This window comes from Ruegeria sp. HKCCD6604 (assembly GCF_013110635.1).
Classification (GTDB): Bacteria; Pseudomonadota; Alphaproteobacteria; order Rhodobacterales; family Rhodobacteraceae; genus Ruegeria.
This window is the reverse complement of sequence record NZ_WVQW01000003.1, coordinates 185,403-207,472: the sequence shown is the minus strand read 5'-3', so window position 1 is coordinate 207,472 and position 22,070 is coordinate 185,403. Positions and strand designations below refer to the sequence as shown.

Genomic DNA, 22,070 nt, shown 5'->3' with positions numbered 1-22,070 from the left:
GTGAGGCTAAGTTCTGCTTAGCCTGATGGAATGAACACCCGCGTCCCTTCCCTCAACTGGCTGCGCGTATTCGAGGCTGCGGCCCGAACCGAAAGCTTTGCCCGTGCCGCGACCCAGTTGAACATGACGCCTGCCGCCGTCAGCCAGCAGGTCAAAGCGTTGGAGACACGGCTGGGCACTCCGTTGTTCCACCGCCACGCGCATTCGGTCACGTTGACCGAGACCGGGCGCGCCTATCTGCCGTCGGTACAGCAATCCTTGCTCATGCTGGAAACGGCAACCGCGGGTCTGTTCGGTGAAACCCGTGAGCAAAGGCTTTACGTTCAGTCGGTGCTGCTGTTTGCACATGGCATTCTGGCCGGGGGTGTTCCCGGATTTCAGGCGGCGCATCCTCAGATCAACCTTTCGCTTTCGACCGGCAATGTCGTGTCGGATTTTGCCAATCGGTTCACTGACCTTCAGATCGTGTTTGGCAACCCCGCGCTGTTTGGCTCGGAAAGTGACGAGTTGATGCGCGAACATCTCTATCCCATCGCCCCACCCGCGATTGCTGCCCGGATCGAGACGGCAAAGGACTTGTTCGACTTCACCTTGATCGAAGTTTCGACCCATCGGGCAAGCTGGCCGCATTGGTTCGAACACCAGCGGCTGCCAGCGGGCCGGGCACGGTACTTTTTTGCCGACAACTCGGTGATGGCGGCCGAGCTCTGCGCCAGCGGATGCGGCATTGCCTTGGCGCGCGCGCCCGCGTCAGATCGGATTATGAAGCTGTCGGGTTTGGTTCCCTGCCTGCCAGACATCTCATGTCCGGGGCAGGAAGCCTATCATCTGGTCTACCCTTCCCGAACGGCGCTGCGCCCGGCCGCGCGTACGTTTCGCGATTGGCTGATGGATTACAGCGCCGCCGTCCAGACGCGGTAACGCCCCTGCCCGGTGACCTCGCGAACCAGACCCCGCTGCGCGAACAGGTCGAAATTGCGCTGTACCGCCGCGCGGGAAGCCTTGGTCAGGTCTTCGGCCAAGGGCGCGGATACCATGGGCCAGGCCGTCAATGCATTGATCAGCCGCGGTGGAGTGCGGCCGCTCAGATCCTGCGTGACGTCTTTGGCTTTCGCCTCCCACGCGCTGATCCGATCCAGATGCAGCAACGCCGCAAGGGCAGCCTGCCCTGCGCCGCCGATCCATGCGCTCAGTTTCTCCGAAGGATCTCCCGAGCCGCGCAGCGCGCGCGGCCCGGACAAGGCCAAGGGCATGAACAGCGCACCGCCACGCCCCATGGACGCTGCATGACGCGCGGCGATGACGGCGGCTTCCGTGTCCTGCCCGATGCCTTGTGACACCGCCCGCCACGCATGAAACGCAATTGCCGACTGCGTGACAGGATGCAACCCTTCGGCATTTTGCATGACCTCGGCCAGATCAATGATGGATTCCGGGGTCGCGTCGGCCCCCTGAGCCAACCGGTCAAGAAACGCGGTCAGACCACGTTCCCAACCGCCGGCGGCAGGCGGCGCACCCGAACTCAGGCGTCGCACGGCCCATCCGGCCCGAAACAGGGCCTGCACGTCATCATGAGTCGCGCCGATGCGCAAGCCGGTCCACAAAGCCAATCGATCCACGCTGATCCGGTCTCCGGTCCACCACCCCAGATCGGACGTCTCCATCAATGCCAAGCGGTGCGTCCAGCCCTCGGGGCCCGCTCGCAACCGTTCGTCCAGCGCACCAAAAGTCAGGGCCAGATCCGCAAGTTCCGCAGAAAGGTCGGACTGCGCAGCCCGCCAATCGCGCGGATCGAACAGCAGGCGCTGCTCGCGTCGCGGCCCGGGCAGGAAAAAACCCTCGTCTTCCTCGACTTCATCCGGCGGCAAGAACCACAGGTCGTCCTCTTCGGACGGATCGCCGTCATAGATGCTGGCGGGGCCAAGATCTTCGGCCTCGTCTTCAGGAAGGGGCAAGGGTTTCTTCGACGTCATACCCCGCATTCTTCGGACATTACCGTTGGTTCACAAGGGGTATTCCGTCAGCCCGCAAAGGTTCGGGTCAGAACATCCAGTTTGCTGCTCAAATCGGTCTGCGGAGAGCTGCCCAGCAGCATGTAACCGTAACCATCCTGCGCCCAGGTCGCTGTTGCCAAACCGCTCAGAACGGCCTGTTTGACCTCTGCCTTCGGGGCGTTCGGCCCCTGGCGGATAACACAGAAGGCAAAAGGTTGACCCTGCTCATCGGCGAAAACGACCTGAACCAAGGGCTTTCCCTTGAACGAAAGAACCTGTGCTCGCTTCAACTCCAACCCTGGCAGGGAGTCCAGCGCTTCACGGTTCAGAGACCTGCCAAGTGCTGCCTCGGCCATCGCGAATTGTTTGTCCAGCGATGCCTCGGAACTGTCCAGCGAGACTATCGTCTCGGGCACATAAAGCGACTGATAGATCGCTGCCTGCTGCGCCCAGCCCAGTTCTGCCGGGCGCGTCGCCCAGAACGTCAGGGCGACGGCTGCAACCCCGACGCCCGCGGCCACGGCCAGAAGGCGCAGAAACCCGCCATTGGTGTTTCGCGCCACGGGTTCCGGCAAATCGACCTTCGGCGCCGCGGTGGGCAGTGTCTCAAAGACCTGCCGAACGACAGGCGCAAACGGATCCAGCGCCATCAGGCGGCGTTCAAGCTCGACATCATCCTCAACCGCGGCCTCGATGGCGCGGCTCTGAGCCTCATCCAGCGTGCCTTCCAGATACGCCAACAGCGTCTCGTCGGAAAACGTCATTTGCCACTCCGTCGCGCGGCGTCTGCCGCCTCAAACTGCATCACGGTTTTCAGTTTCCGCCGGGCATTCGATAGCCGGCTCATGATTGTGCCGATGGGAACGTCCAGCAATGCAGCGGTTTCGCGGTAGCTGTACCCTTCGACGAACACGAGCATGACCGTTTCCCGCTGCGCTTCTGGCAGCTGCATCACTTGGGTAAACACTTCAGCCGCAAAAATATTCGTTTCTGAATCCGGCAAAGTTGCGACCAGTTCCGATTCTGGGGTCACGGACAGCGCCTGTGCCCGCCGGACGGAACGAGACCGCACTTCGTTCAACCAGATTGACCGGCAGATCGTCATCAGCCAACTGTCCAGACGATCATGCGACGTTACCTGATGATGCCGCTCGAGCGCACGCAGGCATGTGGCCTGCACCAGATCGTCCGCCACATCCGATGCCCCCGACAACGCCAGAGCAAACCGCCAGACGCGTCTTGAGTGCATCTGTACGGCGTCACGAACGGCCTGTTCGGAAGTCATCTCGGCACTCATCGAATAAAACGCGACCTGTGTGTGTTTGTCAGAAACGGACCCGGCCCGCAGGGCCAAAACTGACATAAACCGCGGAGGAAAGAAATGAAACTTCAGTTGAAGGCAGTCACGTTTGCGTCGGCAATTGTTGCAACACCCATATGGGCAGCGGGTTGGACACTGGAGTCCGATCGCTCGCATCTGGCCTATGGAACGATCAAGAAAAACGCGGTGGGCGAGGTCAACAGCTTCACCAGCCTGAGCGGACACGTGACGCAGGAGGGCGTGGCCGAAATCGAGATCGACCTGTCCTCGGTCGAGACCAACATAGAAATTCGCAACGAACGGGTGATCGAATTTGTATTCCGCCAAGCACCCACTGCGCGCCTGACGGCCGAATTCGACATGGCGAAGGTTGCAGGGCTGGCCGTGGGTGAAACCACCACTCTGGATGCTGCTTCCGTGCTTTCGCTGGCCGGCACGGAAGTTGAGTTTGACGCGGAAATGTTCGTCGCACGCTTGTCCGAGACGTCAGTGCTTGTTTCGACAAACGACATGGTGTTTCTCAGCACCGAAGACGCCGGTGTCAACGCCGGCGTGGACAAGCTTATGGAATTGGCAAGCCTGCCCGGCATCACCCGAACGGTACCGATTACAGCCCGGCTGATCTTTCACACGGATGAAGAACAGGCCGCGACGGCATCGGAAGCCACAGAGGTTGTTGCTGCCGCAGCTGTTCAGGGTGACGCGACGGCCGGCAAAAAGGTGTTTCGCAAGTGCAGCGCTTGCCACAAATTGAAAGAAGGCAGCCATGGTGTTGGCCCGTCCCTGCACGGCATTCTCGGCGCAAAGGCCGGTCAGGCCGAGGGATTCAAGTATTCGACAGCGCTGGAAAGTTCCGACATCGTCTGGACCCATGAAACCCTGAGCGCATTCCTGACGGATCCCAAAGGGTATCTTCAGGGCAATCGAATGCAGTTTCGCGGCCTGAAAAAGGACGAAGATATTGTTAACCTTCTTGCGTATTTGCAAGAAGAGGGGTGACGGCAACACCCAAGAGACCTGCTGAATTTCGATTTCACGCAACCGGCCCCGGGATCGGATACGATGCTTGTGCCCGTCCCCTGTCTGGTTTCGGATCAACACGTGTTCAAAGTCAGGAATTACAGCCTTCTATCAGCGGATTCATGCCGGACACACGACTCGTTTGTGGCAAAACAGCCCGTATTTTAAGGCGTTTTTTGCGGATCCTGTCGCGCCACCAACCCTGCCTGCGCCCGTACAAAGGGGCAAATCGCGGTTGTTGTTGCGCTTTCCAACTCTTGTCCGATCGTCAACCAGCCATTATTTAGCGGGCCTACAGCTCAGATGGTCGGGATGGGCCGCTCTGCCGCAGCATGGCATCTGTCCTTTAGGCCCGACAAGATATAGGTTAACTGAGCGTGCGCACAGTTTCACGATTTGGAGAACGCAATGATAAAGCGCGCCTGGAACAAGTGGCGATCAGGCTATATGGGCCGCCTTGTAGGTGAAAGCTTTTACGCGCAAGGCAAGCTGTATGGTATTGCGGTTCTGGCAATGATTGCCGTGGCGGTCACCACGGCCGGCTCCGCATATATGATGGAGTACATTGTCGATGCGATGACCAGCCCGGAATTGCGGGGCTACGCGCATGTCATTGCGCTTGGGGTCGTGATTCTGTTTCTGGTTAAGGCCATTGCCTCGTATATTCAGTCTGTTTTCCTGGCCCGCGCCGGCAACCGGATCGTCGCGCAACAGCAAGACAGGGTTTATCGCAAACTCCTCAGGCACGGCGTCTCGTTCTTTTCGACCAATGAATCCTCAGATCTTTTGATGCGCACCACCCACGGTGCTCAGGCGGCTCGCAGCCTCATCGATGTCCTGGTCACCGGATTTGTGCGCGACGCCCTGACTTTGGTCGGCCTTGTAGGGGTTATGGTTTACCAGCAACCCGTTCTGTCGGTGATGTTCTTTGTCGTGGGCCCGATCGCCCTTCTAGGGGTACGCTATCTGCTGAAAAGCGTGCGTTCGATCATGCAGGCCGAGTTTGCATCGCTGGCTGAAATTATTCGGGTACTTCAAGAAACATCCGCTGGTATCAAGGTTATCAAGGTCTTCTCACTGGAAGATCGCATGATCAATCGCATGGACACCGCCATTCGGAAGGTCGAGGACCGGGCAAACGATATCTCGAGACTTCAGTCCGTGGCCAGCCCCCTCATGGAATTTTTGGCCGGTCTTGCTGTGGCAGGTGTACTAGTCGTCAGCACAATGGGAATCGCTGGAAGCGAACAACCTAGCGCAGGTCAGTTGATGTCTTTCATAACCGCACTTCTGATGGCATATGAACCAGCAAAACGTCTGTCGAGAATGCGTGTCCAGATCGAAACCTGCATGGTCGGTGTCGCCATGTTGTTCGACTTGCTGGATCAGGACGAGACGATGTTGGAGAGCCCCAAAGCCCATGACCTCATCGACGGCCCCGGACAGATCGAATTGCGCAATGTAACCTTTGGCTATCATGGTGCGATGCCGGTGATCGAAGAGATGAATGTCACGTTCGAGGCCGGTAAAACCACAGCTCTTGTTGGTCAATCCGGCGGCGGTAAGTCCACGTTGTTCGGCCTGATCATGCGTTTCTATGATCCCGATCAGGGCAGCGTTGAGATTGATGGTCAGGATCTACGCGAGGTGAACTTTGCCTCGCTGAGACGCAAAATATCCTATGTCGGTCAGGATACATTCCTGTTCTCGACATCGATCATGGACAACCTGCGCTGCTCGTCCCCTGACGCCACGGACGAAGAAGTCATAGACGCCGCCAAAGCCGCACATGCGCATGATTTCATCATGGATCTGCCCGAAGGCTACAATACGCAGGTTGGCGAAAACGGCACCTTCCTGTCAGGTGGCCAGAAGCAGCGAATTGCGATTGCCCGCGCTATTCTGAGAAAAGCCGAGATCCTGCTTTTGGACGAAGCCACGAGCGCGCTGGATGCTGAATCGGAATCGCTTGTCAAAAAGGCTTTGGACACCCTGACAAAGGACGTGACCGTCGTCGTCATTGCGCACCGACTTTCGACTGTTCTGGAAGCGGACAAGATTATCGTGGTTCAGGATGGCTCGATCGTGGAACAGGGCAATCTGGACGAGTTGATGAAAAAGAACGGAAGCTTCCGCAATCTGTTCAATCAGCAATTCAAAAAACACGCACCCTCGGCGGAAGTGGCAGAGTAGCCCCTGCATTCGGTCTGGCACATGCCTCCCTTCTCTGGGCAAGACCTGTCCGGAAGAGGGGCGGAGTATTCTCTTCACGCGCGTCCGTGCATCGAAATCATCAAGCCCAAGCCGCCCAAGGGATTTGGGCGGCTCGGGCCGCATCTTGGGAAGTAAACGGTCCGGTATTGCGCAAGGGTTCGAAGATGGCGGTCTTCGACAGTAGCGACACAAACATGTGGCTTGGTCGCCCACGTCGGCGCCTTGGCGGGGTGGTTCTCCCACAAGAAGTCACCGTCGCTTCTATTGCGACCGCCCTGTTTGCCACCCAATCACACCAACGCAGAAACCTACTTGCATTACAAGGGAAACAGACACGCGACCTGATGCGGTTCTCCGGCCAGTTCAGGCAATGTTGCCCTGCACTGATCGGTTGCCAGCCAACATCTTTGCGCAAAGGCGCAACCTTTTGGAATATTCATCGGCGATGGCAGTTCGCCCTCAAGCTTGATCCGTTCTTTTCGGGCCGTGGGGTCGGCCCGGGGCGTCGTGGACAGCAACGCCTTGGAATAGGGGTGGCGCGGCGCGGCGAACAGCTGTTCTTTGGGTGCCTTTTCAACAGCACGCCCCAGATACATCACGATCACGTCGTCTGCAAAATGCCGAACCACGGAAAGATCATGCGAAATGAACAGATAGGCGAGGTCAAGCCGTTCCTGCAAATCCACAAGCAGGTTCAGGATCTGTGACTGGATCGAGACGTCCAGAGCCGAAACCGGTTCATCCAGAACCAGGACCCTGGGATTCAGCATAAGCGCGCGTGCAATGGCGATACGCTGACGCTGCCCGCCAGAGAACATATGTGGATAGCGATCATAATGTTCGGGGCGCAATCCCACCATCTCGATCATGTCGCGCGCTTGTGCCTCGCGGTCTGCGGCGGACATGTCCGGGCGATTGATGATCAGCGGTTCCTGCAATATCTGGCCGATGCGTTGACGTGGATTCAGCGATCCATACGGATCCTGGAACACGATTTGCACCGTTTCCCGCATCTTGCTCCACCGCGACGGGGTAATGTCGACACCGTCAATCGTCAGCCTGCCCGACGTCGGCTCTTCAATCATCGTGACCAATCGCGCCAATGTTGACTTGCCGCAGCCGGACTCTCCGACGACGGCCAGAGTCTTTCCCGGTTTCAGTTCGAAATCCACCCCCGAAAGGGCCTTCACCGTCGCTGACTTGGACAGCAAGCCGCCCTTCACCGTGTAAAACCGGGTCAGATCTTTCGCCTGAACGATGGGGTCGGTCATGCCAATTCTCCGGCCGCAATTTTTTCAACGTGGTGACAACGTGCCTTGCCGAAGGCCTCGGCACGAGGGGTCGGCGGTATTTCAGCGCAAGTTGCATCAGCGAACCGGCATCGCGGGCTGAACAAGCACCCTGCGGGGCGATCGAATTGACCCGGCACAACGCCGGGAATCGTCGGAAGGATCTTGGAAGTCGCGCGCTCGGGCAAAGCGCTCAGCAAGGCCGAAGTATAGGGATGGCGCGGCGTGCGGAACAGATCACGCACGGGCTGCTCTTCGACTTTTTGTCCGGCATATTGCACCTGAACCCGTTCGGCGGTTTCGGCCACCACCCCCATGTCATGAGTGATCAGCACAAGGCCCATATCGTGTTCGTCCCGCAACCGAACAAGCAGGTCGAGTATCTGCGCCTGAATGGTGACATCCAGCGCCGTGGTCGGTTCGTCCGCAATAAGCAGCTTGGGCTTGCAGGCGATGGCCATCGCGATCATGACGCGCTGGTTCATGCCCCCTGACATCTGGTGTGGAAAGGTGTTCAGGCGGCTTTCCGGAGCCGGGATGCCGACCTGGTCGAACAGTTCAATCGCGCGCTGGTGGCGGTCCTTGCGGTTCAAACCAAGATGGATGCGCAGGGCCTCTTTGATCTGGAATCCCACCGTGAAACAGGGGTTCAGCGACGACATCGGCTCCTGAAAGATCATTGCCATGTCTTTGCCGATGATCTTGCGGCGCTCACGGGCCGAAAGACCGGCCAGATCCACCCCTTCAAAGCGCATCTCGTCAGCGGTGATCGTCGCGGTCCAGGGCAACAACCCCATCAGCGCCAGCATCGACACCGACTTGCCCGAGCCGCTTTCGCCGACGATGGCCATCAGCTCGCCCCTGTCGACCGACAGATCGACACCGTCCACGGCGCGGAACTTGCCCGAGGCCGTGGCGAATTCAACAGTCAGGTTGCGGATCTGCAAAAGGCTCATGCGATCAGCTCCGTTTCAGTTTCGGGTCAAGCGCATCACGCAGGCCATCACCCATCAGGTTGATGGCAAGAACGGTGACAAGAATCGCCAGACCGGGGAAGGTGACCACCCACCAGGCGCGCAGTATGAATTCGCGCGCTTCGGCCAGCATGGTGCCCCATTCCGGAGTGGGCGGCTGCGCGCCCATGCCCAGAAAGCCCAAGGCAGCTGCATCCAGGATCGCCGTCGAAAAGGACAGTGCCGCCTGTACTATGATGGGTGCCAGACAATTGGGCAGCACGGTGATGAACATCAGCCGTGACCTGCCAGCACCGGCCACACGCGCCGACGTGACATAATCCTTCTGACGTTCCGCCAGAACCGACGCGCGGGTCAGGCGCACGTAGTGGGGTTGGAAAACGATGGCGATGGCAATCATCGCGTTGGTCAGCGACGGGCCAAGGATGGCCACCAGCACCAGCGCCAACAGCAGCGACGGGAAGGCCAGAACGATATCCATCACCCGCATGATCAGCGTATCGACCCATTTGGGGGCAAAGCCCGACAGCAGGCCAATCATCACGCCACCCGACACGGCCACACAGACGACGACGATTCCGACAAAGAAGGAATAGCGCGAGCCCATGATCAGGCGCGACAGCATGTCCCGACCCAGCGGATCGGTGCCCAACGGGAAAGCCCAGCTTCCGCCCTCCTGCCAAGCAGGCGGTTGCAGGATATGATCGCGGAACTGCTCGGTTGGGTCATAGGGGGCCAGAAGGGGCGCAAAGGCGGCACAAAAAACGAAGGCTGCAAAAACCCAAAGCCCGATGACAGCGCCACGGTTTTCACTGAAGTAGTACCAGAACTCGCGCAGGGCGCTGGGGCGGTCTTCCGTTCTGGGCGGGGTTGAGGATAGTTCGGCCATCACCGCCTCCGAATTTTGGGGTTGATGATGCCATAAAGGACATCGACCAGCAGGTTCACCAGCATCACGATCACCGCGATCATCAGCAATCCGCCCTGAACAACCGGGTAGTCACGGCGAAAGATGCTGTCGACCATCCACTTTCCTATGCCCGGCCAACTGAAGATGGTTTCGGTCAGAATGGCCCCCGCCAGCAAAGTGCCCACCGATAGGCCGATCACCGTAACAACCGGAATCAAAGCGTTTCGCAGCGCGTGCAATCCATTGATCCGCGTTGGTGACAAACCCTTGGCGCGCGCGGTGCGGATGTAATCTTCGCCCAGAACTTCCAGCATCGCCGACCGGGTCTGGCGTGCGATTACCGCCAGCGGAATCGTTCCCAGCACAATCGTCGGCAGGATCAGATGGCGCACGGCTGATCCGAATGCCCCTTCCTGACCCGACCACAGGCTGTCGATCAGCATGAAGCCCGTGACGCTGGGAAAGTAATACAACAGGTCGATGCGGCCCGAGACCGGCGTCCAGCCCAGATTGCCCGAGAATATGATGATCAACAGCAGCGCCCACCAGAAGATGGGCATCGAGTACCCGACCAGCGCCGAGGACATCAGCGCCCGGTCAAAGAACTTCCCTCGGTTCACCGCCGCGATCACACCTGCCGGCAGACCCAGCGCAACGGCGAAGATCATGGCGCACAGGGACAACTCCAACGTTGCGGGGAACAGCGAAAAGAACTCATCCCATACGGGTTTCCTGGTGACAAAGCTTTCGCCCAGATCACCTTGAAGCACTCCGGTGAGGTAATCCCAATACTGCTGCAACACCGGCTTGTCGAAACCCAGCTTTTCGACCATTTCCTGATAACGTTCTTCCGTCATGCCGCGTTCTCCGGCCATCACGATGATCGGATCGCCGGGCAGCACCCGGATGAACATGAACGAAATCAGCGTCACGCCCAGAAATGTCGGAACAAACAGGCCAAGACGGGTGAGGAAATAGCCAAGCATCAGCGACCTATGATTGTAAGTTCTTTGGGAAAGCGGGTCAGTGACCGACAGCCATCCCCGGTGACAAGGACGTCATCTTCTATGCGAACGCCGAACTTGTCCAATTCATACAGACCGGGTTCGTTGGTCCAGACCATGCCCGGCAGGATTTTCTGGCTGTTGCCGCGCATGATATACGGCGCCTCATGCACATCCCGGCCCAGACCGTGACCTGTCTTGGTCCGGATACGATCGGCAAAGGGCGAGGCCTCAAGCACGCCTGTGACGGCATCGTCGATGTCATGCGCTGTCACGCCGGGGCGGCAGGCTTCGAACCCGGCTTTGTTGGCGCGCAAAACCGTGTCGTAGACATCCCGGCCTTCGTCCGTGACGTCCTGAACGAAAAAAGTTCGCGTGATGTCGGCCGCAAAACCATGTTTTCGAGCGCCAAAGTCGAACAGCAAGGCGTCGCCTGCCTTGATCCGGTAGTCGGCGCGCGCCTTGCCGTGCGGTCGTGCCGAGTTGTCCCCCGCAGCCACGATGGGGGAAAAGGCCAACGACTCGGCGCCTTCCGCAAAAAGCGCCTGTATCAGCGCCTGCTCGATATGTTTTTCGGTCTGACCTGTGCGAACACCCGCAATCACACGCTCCAACGCGCGTTCCGAAATATCGATGGCCGCTTGCAGCGCGGCGATATCTTCTTCGGTTTTGATGATGCGAAGGCCTGAGATTTCGCGTTCGCCATCCACAATCTGCAGATCCGGAATTGCGCGGGTAAACGCGTCTGACACGAAAAACCGCATCACCTGACCTTCGACGGCCAACGATCTGATCGGACTATGCGCTGCCAGTGCGGAAAAGGCGCCGTCATAGCCGGTCTGATCGCGCCAGTCGAACACGGCACCCTCAAATCCAACCAGATCCCATGAGGCGAGTTCCAGATTGGGCACGATCGCCGCCGGATCACCCTGGGCCGGAATCACCACGACAAAAGGGCGCTCGTGGCTCATGAAGGATTTGCCCAATGCGCGGGTGAAATTCGGACCCGGCACCAGGGCCACTGCGTCCACTGACATTTCCATTGCCAATTGGCGGTATTCGGACAAATCCGGCATTCTGCCCGACCTCCTCAATAAGAAAGCCGGAGCCACCAATCTGGCGGCTCCGGTTTGTGAGTGGTGGTTTATTCGACGCTCACACCATAGAAGATGTGACCGCCCAGAGGGTGCACCTTATAACCTTGCACCTTGTTGCTCATGGGCATGTAAACGACCGAATGCGCGATGGTTGCCCACGGAGCCTGCTCTTTGAACACAACCTGCGCTTCTTCATACAGTTTGGTCCGCTCGGCCTGATCCGTGCTTTGCTTGGCCTTCAGGATCAGGTCTTCGAAGGGCTGATGGCACCATTGCGCCCGGTTGGATGCTTCGACACCGTCACAGCCCAGCAACACCGCCAGGAAGTTGTCCGGGTCGCCATTGTCCCCGGTCCAGCCCAGCAGAACGGCACCGTCCCGGTTCAGTTCTTTCGACCGAGACAGGTATTCACCCCATTCGTACGAGACGATTTCGACGCCCACACCGATCTTGGCGAAATCCGCCTGGATCAATTCGGCCATGCGACGGGCATTGGGGTTGTAGGGGCGCTGGACGGGCATGGCCCAGATTTTCATCGACAGGTCCGAAACACCTTCGGCCTCAAGCATCGCCTTGGCCGCTTCGGGATCATAGGGATCGTCCACGATGGCGTCGTTGTAGCCCCACATGGTAGGCGGGATCGGGTTCTTGGCCACCTGGCCCGAACCCTGGAAGACCACGTCGATGATCGCCTGCTTGTCGATCGCCATGTTCAGCGCTTTGCGCACCTTCGGATTGTCGAATGGCGCCATCGTGGTGTTGTAGGCCAGATAACCAACATTCAGGCCCTCTTGTTCCAGCATGTTGATGTCCGGATCATCCTTCATTGCCTGAATGTCAGCAGGGTTCGGATAGGGCATCACATGACATTCGCCTGCTTTCAGCTTTTGATAGCGCACAGACGCATCCGGCGTGATGGCAAAGATCAGGTTTTCGACCTGCGCCGGGTCTTTCCAATACGCATCATTGGCCGCGTAACGGATCACCGCGTCTTTTTGATATGCCACGAACGAGAAAGGTCCGGTGCCGATGGGTGCCGTATTCAGTTTTTCCGGCGTACCGGCTTCCATCATTGCCGCAGCGTATTCCGCCGACACGATTGAGGCAAAGTCCATCGCCATATTGGCGACAAACGGTGCTTCGGGCTTGGACAGGGTAAATTTCACCGTGTAGTCGTCGATCTTTTCGATGGACTCGACCAGATCAGGCATCCCCATACCCTGGAAATATTCCCAGGTTCCGCCTGACACTTGATTATAAGGGTGGTTTTCGTCTTTCTGACGCATGAAGGCGAAAATCACGTCATCCGCGTTGAAGTCGCGGGTCGGCGTGAACGCGTCGTTCGAGTGGAACTTGACGCCCTGACGCAGCTTGAAAGTGTATTCCAGACCATCATCGCTGGCCTCGACGCTTTCGGCCAGGCCGGGGACCACATTGGTCGTGCCCGTTTCAAATTCAAGCAACCGATTGTAGATCGGATGTGAAGACGCATCAAAGGTCGTCCCTGCGGTGTAAAGCGCAGGATCGAACCCTTCAGGCGATCCTTCGGAACAATATACAAGTGTATTTGCCTGCGCCACGGCACCCGTCAGGGCGATCGCAGTGGTTGCGGCCAGAAGTTTGAGGTTCATGATTTTCTCCCAGAAAAGGACTTATAAAGACAATCGCATTGCTCTTTGTCGCCAGAGCATTCAGTGACAGCACAGGTCGTCGCGATCCCTCTGTCTAATGTATCCAAAATACAAAATCTAATGTCAACAGTGTCTTTCTGCGGATATCTTTGAAGACTCTTTCTGTCATTGCACCCTGATTTCCGGAATTCATTCTCATCTTCGCTGCGAAAACGATACGACGGCCCGAATCCCCCTGCCGTGACCTCAGACCTGGCTGTTCACGGGTGCGGATTGCATGCTCTCATGGCCTGCGCGCTCACGTCTTGTCCGTATGCGTAACCGCACGCCAATCCCCCGAGGGAGGGTTGGTCAAAAGTTTCGTTGCGCGCAGCTTCATGGCGACGGATACAGGGTCCCCGCCCCGCATTTTGTCCGCAGCCTCAAACGCAGCTATCGCCTGCTCGAACCGGCCGGAACGATAATGCGCAAGACCTTGTTCGTAGGTCTCGATCCAATCAAGGGATCCTTCAAAACCGTCGGCCATCGTAATCAGCTCATAGACCACCAGCTCCTCGGTCCGGCCAAAGACCGCGAGCGTGTCCAGCTCTCGGGCCACAATTGCGTCGCCTGCTTCGCGCCGGGTCTCGGGGCCGATCAGAATACGCGTGCCATACTCCTTGTTGGCCCCTTCCAATCGGCTGGCCACATTCACGACGTCACCGATCGCCGTGTAGTTCAACCGCTGCTCTGACCCAATGTTGCCTACCAGAGCTTCACCGCTGTTCAACCCGATCCTGACACGCAGGGAATTTCCGGCCTCGTCTTTGATGCCCGCATCTTCCACGGTCACGACAAGATCCAGTGCCGCGCGGCAGGCATTTTCGGCATGGAGCGCATCCTTGCGCGGTGCCCCCCAGATCGCCATGACCGCGTCACCCATGAATTTGTCGATCGTCCCGTCATGGCGCGCGACGGCTGCTGCGGCCGCAGAGAAAAAAGGCTCCATCAACTGGATGATTTTGGGGCCGAGTTTTTCCGATAGCCCGGTGAATCCGGTCACGTCGCAAAACAATACGGATATCTGCTTCATGTCGCCACCGGGCTGCGTTTTGATGCCCTCGGCGACCAGCATCTTCACAAGATCGGTCGGCACGTACTTTCGGAACGCGGACAACCCTGCTGCCATGCTGGCCGTTGCCGCAGACAGATTGGCAAGCTCGGACAGGTTTGAAGGCCGGCGTGGAATGCGTTCGACGTCGAAGCGTTCGATCTTGCTCAGATCCTCGGCAATGCGCGCCAAAGGATTGGCCACAATTCGACGGATCAACCAGATTGCCAGGGCGGTTGAGACGATCACGACCCCGATCAGGATATAGATCAGGTCTATCAAGGTTGCATTGATACCCGACAAAAAGGCCGCCTCAGGAATGACCGTAGCGACGCGCCACCCGTAAAAACCCAAAGGTGTCAGGGCCACCGCATAGGGGACGCCATCGATCACCACGCGTTTCGTCGAACTGCCCGCAGTCTTGCCATCCGGGTCGCCCAACAGTTTTTCCCCCGAGATCTTGGCAACCTCGTACAGCTCACCCTCGCCCATGCGCGCCGGTGTAACTTCGTCCGCTTTTGCGTCGGGAACAGCAATTACTTTGCCATCAGCATCCAGAATAAAGGCGGCTCCGAATTCGCCGGGCTCGAGCGTCGCCAGAAAGCGTGACAAACGGTCGGTTTCGATTGCGACCGCAAGAACACCCTGCCGTGCCCGGTTGACATCGATCGGCCCCGCAAATGCGTATACGGTCTTGTCACTGCCCGGAAGATCGCGTGCTTCGATCCATCCCATCGTGTCCAGGGACATGAAATTGTTGAACCAGGCATGATCACGAGGATCATAGGAGGTCGGAACAAAGGTCCTTTCTTCGAACTGAATATCCCCGGGAATAAAAATGTATCGATCGGTCCGCAGGTTCCGGTCGCGGATGTCCTTGTCGATCTCTATCATCTCAAGCCCGCTGTCGCCCAACCGATGCGATGCGAAAAAGTTGCCATCCGGCCAGCCGAAGAAAATCCAGGAAATATTCGGCTGCGCCTGCAACTGAGACAGAAAGACGAACTCTCGTTTATCGGCCTGCCGCGTTGCGATGACATTCTGTACAAAGATCGTGCGCACCGCCGACCATGCGGCTTCGGCGGATCTGAGGGTTGCCCCGACTTCGATACGGACCGCGTTTGCAATCTGGCTGTTGATCTCAGCGGCAAGCATGCGGCTGTTGTCACGCGCGGTCGTCCACCACAGCGAATGAACAACGAAGGTCGACACGCCGATGGATACGGCGACCAGCATAGATACAGCAATGCCGACACTGAACCGCATGAAAACCCCGAAAAGAATGTCCTGTACCACAGTATTCGGTTGAGATCGCAGGAAGAGCAAAGCTTAGTTTGCTCCTACCCCGAAAAATCACGCAACTGTTAAGCACATGTGTATGCCGCGACCGAAATCCACGGCACCTGGTCACTTGCCGATGCCCAGAGGACAGACCTTGCGCGTGGCGGAAATCAACTGCCCTTGGGTCCGGATTTGCGACGTTTTGGAACTGCGTTGCCACCCTTGGCGGATTTGACGGCCGCCGCGCGTGCACGATTCTTCTTGCTGTTTGGCTTGCCCTTCGGCGGCGGCGGACCTTTCGGCGCGTCTCCGGCTGGTTTAGAGCGACCTCTCCTTTGCTCGACACTGCCGGGCTTGCGCTTTTTCGGTTTTGCGCCCGAAGCGCTGAACTGGCTTTTTGCGTCGTCATCCGACGCTCGGCGGGTTTCGGTCGCGGGCACGGTCTGGGCAGGCTGAACCTCGGGCTTGGATTGGCGGCGGTGGGCTTTCCGCTCAGCCGGAGAGTTTTCCTTTTTGTGTCCCGTAGGTCTGGCTTTGAACTTTCTTTTGAGCCCGGACCGACCGGTTGACGACAGGTCCGGTGCTTTGTCCAACCGCACAAGGTCTTTGGTTTCTTCGATTTTCATCTCTGGACCAATGGCGGTCAGAAAGCGGTCGACACTGGCTTCACTGATTTCGAAATAAGTTACGTCCTCGGCAATCCGAATGGCACCGATGTCGTCTTTTGTCAGATCGCCCGCCTTGCAGATCATCGGCAGCATATGACGGGGAGACGCATTCTGATTGCGTCCTTCGGACAGTGAAAACCAGACGCCTGGCCCAAAAGATGCGCGCAGCTTTGGGGCGGTCTGATCGACCCCCGACAGCTCTTCCGGGGCGGAATGGCGTAGTTTGTATTGCCTGAGGTAAGCGGCTGCGATTTGTTCGGGCGTGAAGCGAGCAATCAGTTTTTCAACAGACGGGCGCTCGCTTTCCGTGATCTCGACCTGCCAGTCCTCCGATGCCAGCATCCGAGCCTGATCACGCTCGTTCACCTCATCCGCAGACGGGGCCGATCCCCATTCTGCTGTCAGCTTGGCAAATTTCAGAATGCGCTCTGCCTTTTTGCGCGATGATGGCGCGACGATCAGGGCACTGACGCCCTTGCGCCCAGCGCGACCCGTGCGGCCAGACCGGTGCAGCAGTGTTTCATGGCTGTTGGGCAGTTCGGCATGGACCACCAGATCAAGGTTGGGCAGATCGATGCCGCGGGCCGCAACATCGGTTGCGACACAGACCCGGGCCCGTCCATCGCGCATGGCCTGCAACGCGTTGGATCGTTCGCTCTGGGTCAGCTCACCTGACAGGGCCACGACAGAAAACCCCCGGTTCGACAGGCGCGCGGTCAGGCGCGAAACCATCGCTCGGGTGTTGCAGAAAACGATGGCATTGGGGGCCTCGTAATATCGCAGCACATTGATTATCGCGTTTTCACCATCACGCGGCGCCACCGTCATGGCCCGATACTCGATATCCGCATGCTGGGTCAGTTCGCCGACCGTGCTCACACGTTCCGCGTCGCGCTGATACCGCTTGGCCAGATTGGCAATTGCGCTTGGCACAGTGGCAGAAAACAACAAGGTCTGACGATCCGCGGGTGTTTCATCAAGGATGAACTCAAGATCCTCGCGGAACCCCAGATCCAGCATTTCATCCGCTTCGTCCAGGACAACCGCTCGGATAGCTGTCAGATCGATTGAACCTCGATTGATATGGTCGCGAAGTCGTCCCGGAGTGGCCACAACGATATGTGCGCCTCGGGCCAACGCGCGACGTTCATCCCGAATGTCCATGCCCCCGACGCACGAGGCCAGAAACGCTCCCGCTCCGGAATACAACCAGCCAAGTTCCCGTTTTACCTGAAGTGCCAGCTCGCGGGTCGGTGCGACAACCAGCGCCAACGGCGCTTCGGGTTTGCCGAGCGTTTCTTCATCGCCTAGCACCCTGTGCGCTATCGCCAGACCAAACCCAATGGTCTTCCCTGATCCGGTCTGGGCCGAAACCAGCATGTCGCGCCCTTCCAGCTCGGGCTGGGTGACGGCTCGCTGAACTTGGGTCAATGTATCATAGCCCTTGCGCGCTAGCGCATCTGCAATGGTTTGTTTCACGGTGGTGGTTCTTTGTATCGGCCAGGTGATAGGCGCTGTGCGGAATTGCGATCAGCGGATCATCCAAGGGTAAAGACAGCCCCTTATCGGCTGCCATCCCGGTTGTATAGACGGGAAAACGGGCATTTTCGCCGAAAAGCTCCTCATAAGGGAACACCCTGACAGGTCAGACCCTGACGCAACCGCCAGGGCCGGGCCGCGTCAAGCCTAGGTCAACGCGGGAACACAATTCAACATCTTGCCGGCAGCTGCCTGCTGTTGGGCGTCGGAAACATGAACCGGGCACGCATAACCGTGCCGATCATTTCGATGACATGGCCGTCGTCGATGCGACATGGGTCAAACAAGTGCCCGAGCGGTATCGTTCCTGATCTTGTTGGCCCAATCTCAAGCCCCTGTTGCCCGATGAAGTACTCTGCCACGGGTCAAGCCATTCACTTTTTCGATGATGGCATCGGCATCAATACAGTGGTGGCGATAGAGATCACCGATCGTTCCTGTCTGGCCAAAATGTTCGACCCCCATCGGAATGGTCTGATGACCGCGCACAGCGCCCAGCCACGACAATGTTGCAGGATGCCCGTCAATCACGGTGACCAGATTGCAGTGCGCTGGCAGACCAGACATCAGGGTTTCGATGTGGGATAGTGCGGCGGGGTTGCCGCGCGACCGCGCGCGTTGTGCAGCCGTCCAACCGGCATTCAGCCGATCCGCGGACGTCACGGCCAAAACGCCGACATCGCGGCGACCCTCGCCGATGATACCGGCGGCCTTGATTGCCTCGGGCGCGACAGCACCTTGATAGGCGATTACAACTTCGCAATTGGGCCCCGGTTTTCGCAACCAATAGGCCCCGTCAATGGCACCCTGCCGAAACTCGTCATCCACGCGTTTGCCGGGCTGCTCAATCGGGTTGGTCGTCAGACGCAAATAGACGGAACCGCCGGTTTCATCGCGCAGCCATGTGCGCTCGTCCGGTTGTCCTTCACCGTCGCGTTGCAGATAGTCGAAGGCCCATTCCATGATCACCGCCAGTTCATCAGCAAAGGCGGGTTCAAATGCAGCCAGCCCGTCCTGGCTCATCCCGATCAGCGGTGTGCCGACGGATTGATGCGCTCCGCCTTCAGGTGCCAGTGTCACGCCCGACGGCGTACCAACGAGAATAAAGCGTGCATCCTGATAGCAGGCATAGTTCAGCGCATCGAGGCCGCGACTGACAAAGGGGTCATAGACGGTGCCGATCGGGATCAAACGTTTGCCAAACAGGGAATGCGACAGACCCGCCGCTCCCAGAAGCAGCATCAGGTTCATTTCGGCGATCCCAAGCTCGATATGCTGCCCTTCCGGCGTGAATTCCCATTTCGCCGTCGAAGGGATCCGATGTTCTATGAAGGCATCGGCTTGCGTGGATCGGGCAAACAGCTTGCGCCTGTTCACCCAAGGCCCCAGGTTCGTCGTGCCGGTGACATCCGGAGAGGTTGTCACGATGCGTTCGGTCAACGGGCCATCACCTTTTGACAGATCGTCAAGGATCTTGCCAAACGCCATCTGGGTCGAGATTTCACGGCTGGTGTCGACCTCGATCCTTGGCACGTCCAGCTTGTCATCGAAATAGCGGCGCGGACCCTTGGCAAAGAACGGTGCCCTGGCCAGAAAATCCTTGAATGCGGCGGGGTCCTGTACTGTCGCAAGCGGCTCCCATTCCTCGCCGTCTGGCACGCCCATATGCGACTGCCACGCGGCGAACTGGCTGTTGTTCATCAGCCCGCCGTGATTGTCCTTGTGACCTGCGATGGGGGTGCCCCACCCTTTGACGGTGTAGGCCAGGAAACAGGTCGGGCGATCATGATCGATGGCGGCAAATGTCCGGGCCATGGTCTCGACGCAATTGCCGCCAAGGTTTTCCATCAGCGCCGCCAGCTCTGCGTCCGTCCACCGTTCAATCAGAGCGGTCACATCCCCCTGATCCCCCAGATCGTCCATCAGGCGCTGCCGCCAGACTGCGCCCCCCATGAAGGTCAAAGCCGAATAATCCTGATTGGGGCACGCATCGATCCAGTCGCGCAGGCGATCGCCACCCGGTTCTTCAAAGGCCGCGCGTTGCAGAACCCCATATTTCACGCGCACGACATCCCAACCGAACGCATCGAAGATCTTTTCAATCCGTTCGAATAGCCCTTCGCGGACGATGCCATCCAGGGATTGCCGGTTGTAGTCAATGATCCACCACGTATTGCGCAGGTCGTTCTTCCAGCCTTCCTGCAATGCCTCGTACACATTGCCTTCGTCCAGTTCGGCGTCGCCTACAAGGGCCACCATCCGCCCCATCGGAGCATCCGAGCCCCAGCTTTTGGCCTTGATGTAATCCTGAATGATCGAAGCAAACGAGGTGATCGCGACACCCAGCCCCACAGACCCGGTGGAAAAATCAACGTCGTCGATATCCTTGGTCCGGCTGGGATAGCTTTGCACACCGCCAAAACCACGGAAATTTTCCATCTTCTCGCGCGTTTGATTGCCCATGAGATACTGCATCGCATGGAAAACCGGCGAGGCATGGGGTTTGACAGCCACCCGGTCTTCAGGGCGCAGGGCCGAAAAATAGAGCGCGGTCATGATCGACACCATCGAAGCAGACGACGCCTGATGGCCACCAACCTTGATCCCATCCACCTTTGGCCGGATGTGGTTGGCATGGTGGATCATCCAATGCGACAACCATAACAGACGTTGTTCAACGATCTTCAACTGGGTGGGATCAATGTGCATGGCGGTCTCCGGGTTCAGGCGGCGCTGCGGGCAGGATACGGCAAAGCTTGCTCCAGGTCTGCGAGGATATCTTCGACATCCTCAAGCCCGACGGACAAACGGATCAAACCATCGCCGATCCAATGCTCGGCCCGTTCTTCCGGGGTATAGGTCGAATGAGTCATGGATGCAGGGTGCTGGATCAGCGTTTCGGCATCGCCCAAGGACACCGCGCGCTGGATCATGTTCAGACGATTCATGAATTCGATCCCACCGGACAGGCCGGACTTGATCTCGAACGCGATCATGGCGCCGGGTTGGGACATTTGCCGCTGCGCGACATCATGCTGGGCAAAGCTTTTCAGCCCGGGGAAGTAAACCTCGCCGACAGCGGGATGGGCCTCGAGGAAATCAGCGACGACCCTGGCTGACGCGCAATGACGATCCAGACGCAGGTTCAGTGTTTTCAGGCCACGCAGGATCAGCATCGCGTTGAAAGGGGCCATGACCGCACCGGTCATATCCTTCATTCCGACCAGGCGGATTTCGGCGATCTGTTCGGCGGTGCCGACAACCAGACCAGCGACCACGTCGCCATGACCGCCGAGATATTTGGTGGCAGAATGCAGAACGATATCCGCCCCGTGCTCGATCGGGCGGGTCAGATAGGGGCTGGCATAGGTGTTGTCGACGACAACCGTTGCTCCGACCGAATGCGCAATTTCGGCGCTGGCGGCGATGTCCACCAAGCGCATGTTCGGATTGGCCGGAGTTTCGAAATAGACAACGCGGGTTTTGTCGGAAACGGCGGCTTTCAGGTTCTCTGGGTCTGTCATGTCGACATGGGCGATTGTGACCCCCCATTTTGCCAGTCCGTGGCGCATGAAGGCGAAGGTGCAGCCATAGAGCGTTTTGTCCACGATGACTTCGTCCCCCGGCGACAGCAGGGTCCAAAGCACTGCCGTGATCGCCCCCATGCCGCTGGAAAGGGCCAGTCCGGCCTCGGCCCCTTCAAGCACGGCAATGCGTTGTTCCAGAAGGTCACATGTGGGGTTCGAAATACGGCTGTAGATATGACCTGCGCGTTCACCGGCGAACATCTCTCCACCAGCCTCTGCGGTTTCAAAGGTAAACGTGGACGTCAAATGCAGCGGTGGGGTAAGGGCGCCTTCATTTTCCAAAGGTTTGTAAGCGTGGTGAATGGCGCGGGTGGCAAATCCGGTTGAACGAGTCATTGCAAGCTCCTGTTTCAAGCTGGCGCCAGTTTGCACCTTTACTTTGGGCTTTTGCTTGCAAATAGTACCAATAATGCGATCCATATTGGCAGATTCTGCCAAGTATAAGGTTGAA

Annotated in this window: 16 protein-coding genes; 3 read left to right on the top strand and 13 right to left on the bottom strand. The window is 58.3% G+C overall.

Features of this window, described 5'->3' with window-relative positions:
* Positions 1-30 precede the first annotated feature (30 nt).
* A complete protein-coding gene (locus GS614_RS10990) occupies positions 31-921 on the top strand; it encodes a LysR family transcriptional regulator (protein WP_171614633.1) in 891 nt (296 codons plus the stop codon).
* On the opposite strand, the gene GS614_RS10985 is transcribed toward GS614_RS10990, so the two are convergent.
* From GS614_RS10985 to GS614_RS10975, 3 genes are read right to left on the bottom strand one after another with little or no spacing between them, the layout of a single operon-like run.
* Positions 894-1,982, bottom strand: coding sequence for a helix-turn-helix domain-containing protein (locus tag GS614_RS10985; RefSeq protein WP_371809397.1), 1,089 nt, complete (start codon positions 1,980-1,982; stop codon positions 894-896). The genes GS614_RS10990 and GS614_RS10985 overlap by 28 nt on opposite strands.
* Before the next feature lie 38 nt (positions 1,983-2,020).
* On the bottom strand, positions 2,021-2,758 hold the full coding sequence (locus GS614_RS10980) for a hypothetical protein (RefSeq protein ID WP_171614637.1): 738 nt from the start codon (positions 2,756-2,758) through the stop codon (positions 2,021-2,023).
* A complete protein-coding gene (locus GS614_RS10975) occupies positions 2,755-3,279 on the bottom strand; it encodes an RNA polymerase sigma factor (protein WP_216597837.1) in 525 nt (174 codons plus the stop codon). The genes GS614_RS10980 and GS614_RS10975 overlap by 4 nt, the downstream gene beginning before the upstream one ends.
* A gap of 96 nt (positions 3,280-3,375) precedes the next feature.
* On the opposite strand from GS614_RS10975, the gene GS614_RS22160 reads away from it, so the two are divergent.
* On the top strand, positions 3,376-4,314 hold the full coding sequence (locus tag GS614_RS22160; RefSeq protein WP_253285336.1) for a cytochrome c family protein: 939 nt from the start codon (positions 3,376-3,378) through the stop codon (positions 4,312-4,314).
* Positions 4,315-4,743: 429 nt separating this feature from the next.
* Positions 4,744-6,528: an ABC transporter ATP-binding protein gene (locus GS614_RS10965; RefSeq protein WP_171726273.1), complete on the top strand. Its 1,785-nt coding sequence runs from the start codon at positions 4,744-4,746 to the stop codon at positions 6,526-6,528.
* Between the two features lie 338 nt (positions 6,529-6,866).
* Here GS614_RS10965 and GS614_RS10960 read toward each other — a convergent pair whose 3' ends face one another.
* The 10 genes from GS614_RS10960 to GS614_RS10915 all read right to left on the bottom strand — a co-directional run bounded on the left by GS614_RS10960 (position 6,867) and on the right by GS614_RS10915 (position 21,955).
* Positions 6,867-7,820: an ABC transporter ATP-binding protein gene (locus GS614_RS10960; protein ID WP_171118113.1), complete on the bottom strand. Its 954-nt coding sequence runs from the start codon at positions 7,818-7,820 to the stop codon at positions 6,867-6,869.
* Positions 7,817-8,794, bottom strand: coding sequence for an ABC transporter ATP-binding protein (locus tag GS614_RS10955; RefSeq protein WP_171118115.1), 978 nt, complete (start codon positions 8,792-8,794; stop codon positions 7,817-7,819). The genes GS614_RS10960 and GS614_RS10955 overlap by 4 nt, the downstream gene beginning before the upstream one ends.
* Before the next feature lie 4 nt (positions 8,795-8,798).
* On the bottom strand, positions 8,799-9,701 hold the full coding sequence (locus tag GS614_RS10950) for an ABC transporter permease subunit (protein WP_152460560.1): 903 nt from the start codon (positions 9,699-9,701) through the stop codon (positions 8,799-8,801).
* Positions 9,701-10,708, bottom strand: coding sequence for an ABC transporter permease subunit (locus tag GS614_RS10945; protein ID WP_171170022.1), 1,008 nt, complete (start codon positions 10,706-10,708; stop codon positions 9,701-9,703). The genes GS614_RS10950 and GS614_RS10945 overlap by 1 nt, the downstream gene beginning before the upstream one ends.
* Entirely contained in the window at positions 10,708-11,802 is a 1,095-nt protein-coding gene (locus tag GS614_RS10940; protein WP_171726272.1) for a Xaa-Pro peptidase family protein, read from the bottom strand. Before GS614_RS10940 ends, GS614_RS10945 begins: the two co-directional genes overlap by 1 nt.
* A 68-nt stretch (positions 11,803-11,870) precedes the next feature.
* Positions 11,871-13,454: an ABC transporter substrate-binding protein gene (locus GS614_RS10935; protein ID WP_171726271.1), complete on the bottom strand. Its 1,584-nt coding sequence runs from the start codon at positions 13,452-13,454 to the stop codon at positions 11,871-11,873.
* A gap of 298 nt (positions 13,455-13,752) precedes the next feature.
* Positions 13,753-15,810: an adenylate/guanylate cyclase domain-containing protein gene (locus tag GS614_RS10930; protein ID WP_171726270.1), complete on the bottom strand. Its 2,058-nt coding sequence runs from the start codon at positions 15,808-15,810 to the stop codon at positions 13,753-13,755.
* Between the two features lie 185 nt (positions 15,811-15,995).
* Entirely contained in the window at positions 15,996-17,972 is a 1,977-nt protein-coding gene (locus GS614_RS10925; protein WP_171726269.1) for a DEAD/DEAH box helicase, read from the bottom strand.
* Positions 17,973-18,359: 387 nt separating this feature from the next.
* Positions 18,360-20,741, bottom strand: coding sequence for a 1-deoxy-D-xylulose-5-phosphate synthase N-terminal domain-containing protein (locus GS614_RS10920; protein ID WP_171726268.1), 2,382 nt, complete (start codon positions 20,739-20,741; stop codon positions 18,360-18,362).
* 14 nt (positions 20,742-20,755) lie between these two features.
* Positions 20,756-21,955 (bottom strand): methionine gamma-lyase, encoded by a 1,200-nt coding sequence (locus tag GS614_RS10915; RefSeq protein ID WP_171726267.1) that lies wholly within the window; start codon positions 21,953-21,955, stop codon positions 20,756-20,758.
* Positions 21,956-22,070 lie beyond the last annotated feature (115 nt).

What these genes read in the sequence shown, in the direction of transcription:
- GS614_RS10990 (WP_171614633.1), top strand. Translation starts at nt 31, where the DNA reads ATGAACACCCGCGTCCCTTCCCTCAACTGGCTGCGCGTATTCGAGGCT.
- GS614_RS10985 (WP_371809397.1), bottom strand. Translation starts at nt 1,982, where the DNA reads ATGCGGGGTATGACGTCGAAGAAACCCTTGCCCCTTCCTGAAGACGAG.
- GS614_RS10980 (WP_171614637.1), bottom strand. Translation starts at nt 2,758, where the DNA reads ATGACGTTTTCCGACGAGACGCTGTTGGCGTATCTGGAAGGCACGCTG.
- GS614_RS10975 (WP_216597837.1), bottom strand. Translation starts at nt 3,279, where the DNA reads ATGACTTCCGAACAGGCCGTTCGTGACGCCGTACAGATGCACTCAAGA.
- GS614_RS22160 (WP_253285336.1), top strand. Translation starts at nt 3,376, where the DNA reads ATGAAACTTCAGTTGAAGGCAGTCACGTTTGCGTCGGCAATTGTTGCA.
- GS614_RS10965 (WP_171726273.1), top strand. Translation starts at nt 4,744, where the DNA reads ATGATAAAGCGCGCCTGGAACAAGTGGCGATCAGGCTATATGGGCCGC.
- GS614_RS10960 (WP_171118113.1), bottom strand. Translation starts at nt 7,820, where the DNA reads ATGACCGACCCCATCGTTCAGGCGAAAGATCTGACCCGGTTTTACACG.
- GS614_RS10955 (WP_171118115.1), bottom strand. Translation starts at nt 8,794, where the DNA reads ATGAGCCTTTTGCAGATCCGCAACCTGACTGTTGAATTCGCCACGGCC.
- GS614_RS10950 (WP_152460560.1), bottom strand. Translation starts at nt 9,701, where the DNA reads ATGGCCGAACTATCCTCAACCCCGCCCAGAACGGAAGACCGCCCCAGC.
- GS614_RS10945 (WP_171170022.1), bottom strand. Translation starts at nt 10,708, where the DNA reads ATGCTTGGCTATTTCCTCACCCGTCTTGGCCTGTTTGTTCCGACATTT.
- GS614_RS10940 (WP_171726272.1), bottom strand. Translation starts at nt 11,802, where the DNA reads ATGCCGGATTTGTCCGAATACCGCCAATTGGCAATGGAAATGTCAGTG.
- GS614_RS10935 (WP_171726271.1), bottom strand. Translation starts at nt 13,454, where the DNA reads ATGAACCTCAAACTTCTGGCCGCAACCACTGCGATCGCCCTGACGGGT.
- GS614_RS10930 (WP_171726270.1), bottom strand. Translation starts at nt 15,810, where the DNA reads ATGCGGTTCAGTGTCGGCATTGCTGTATCTATGCTGGTCGCCGTATCC.
- GS614_RS10920 (WP_171726268.1), bottom strand. Translation starts at nt 20,741, where the DNA reads ATGCACATTGATCCCACCCAGTTGAAGATCGTTGAACAACGTCTGTTA.
- GS614_RS10915 (WP_171726267.1), bottom strand. Translation starts at nt 21,955, where the DNA reads ATGACTCGTTCAACCGGATTTGCCACCCGCGCCATTCACCACGCTTAC.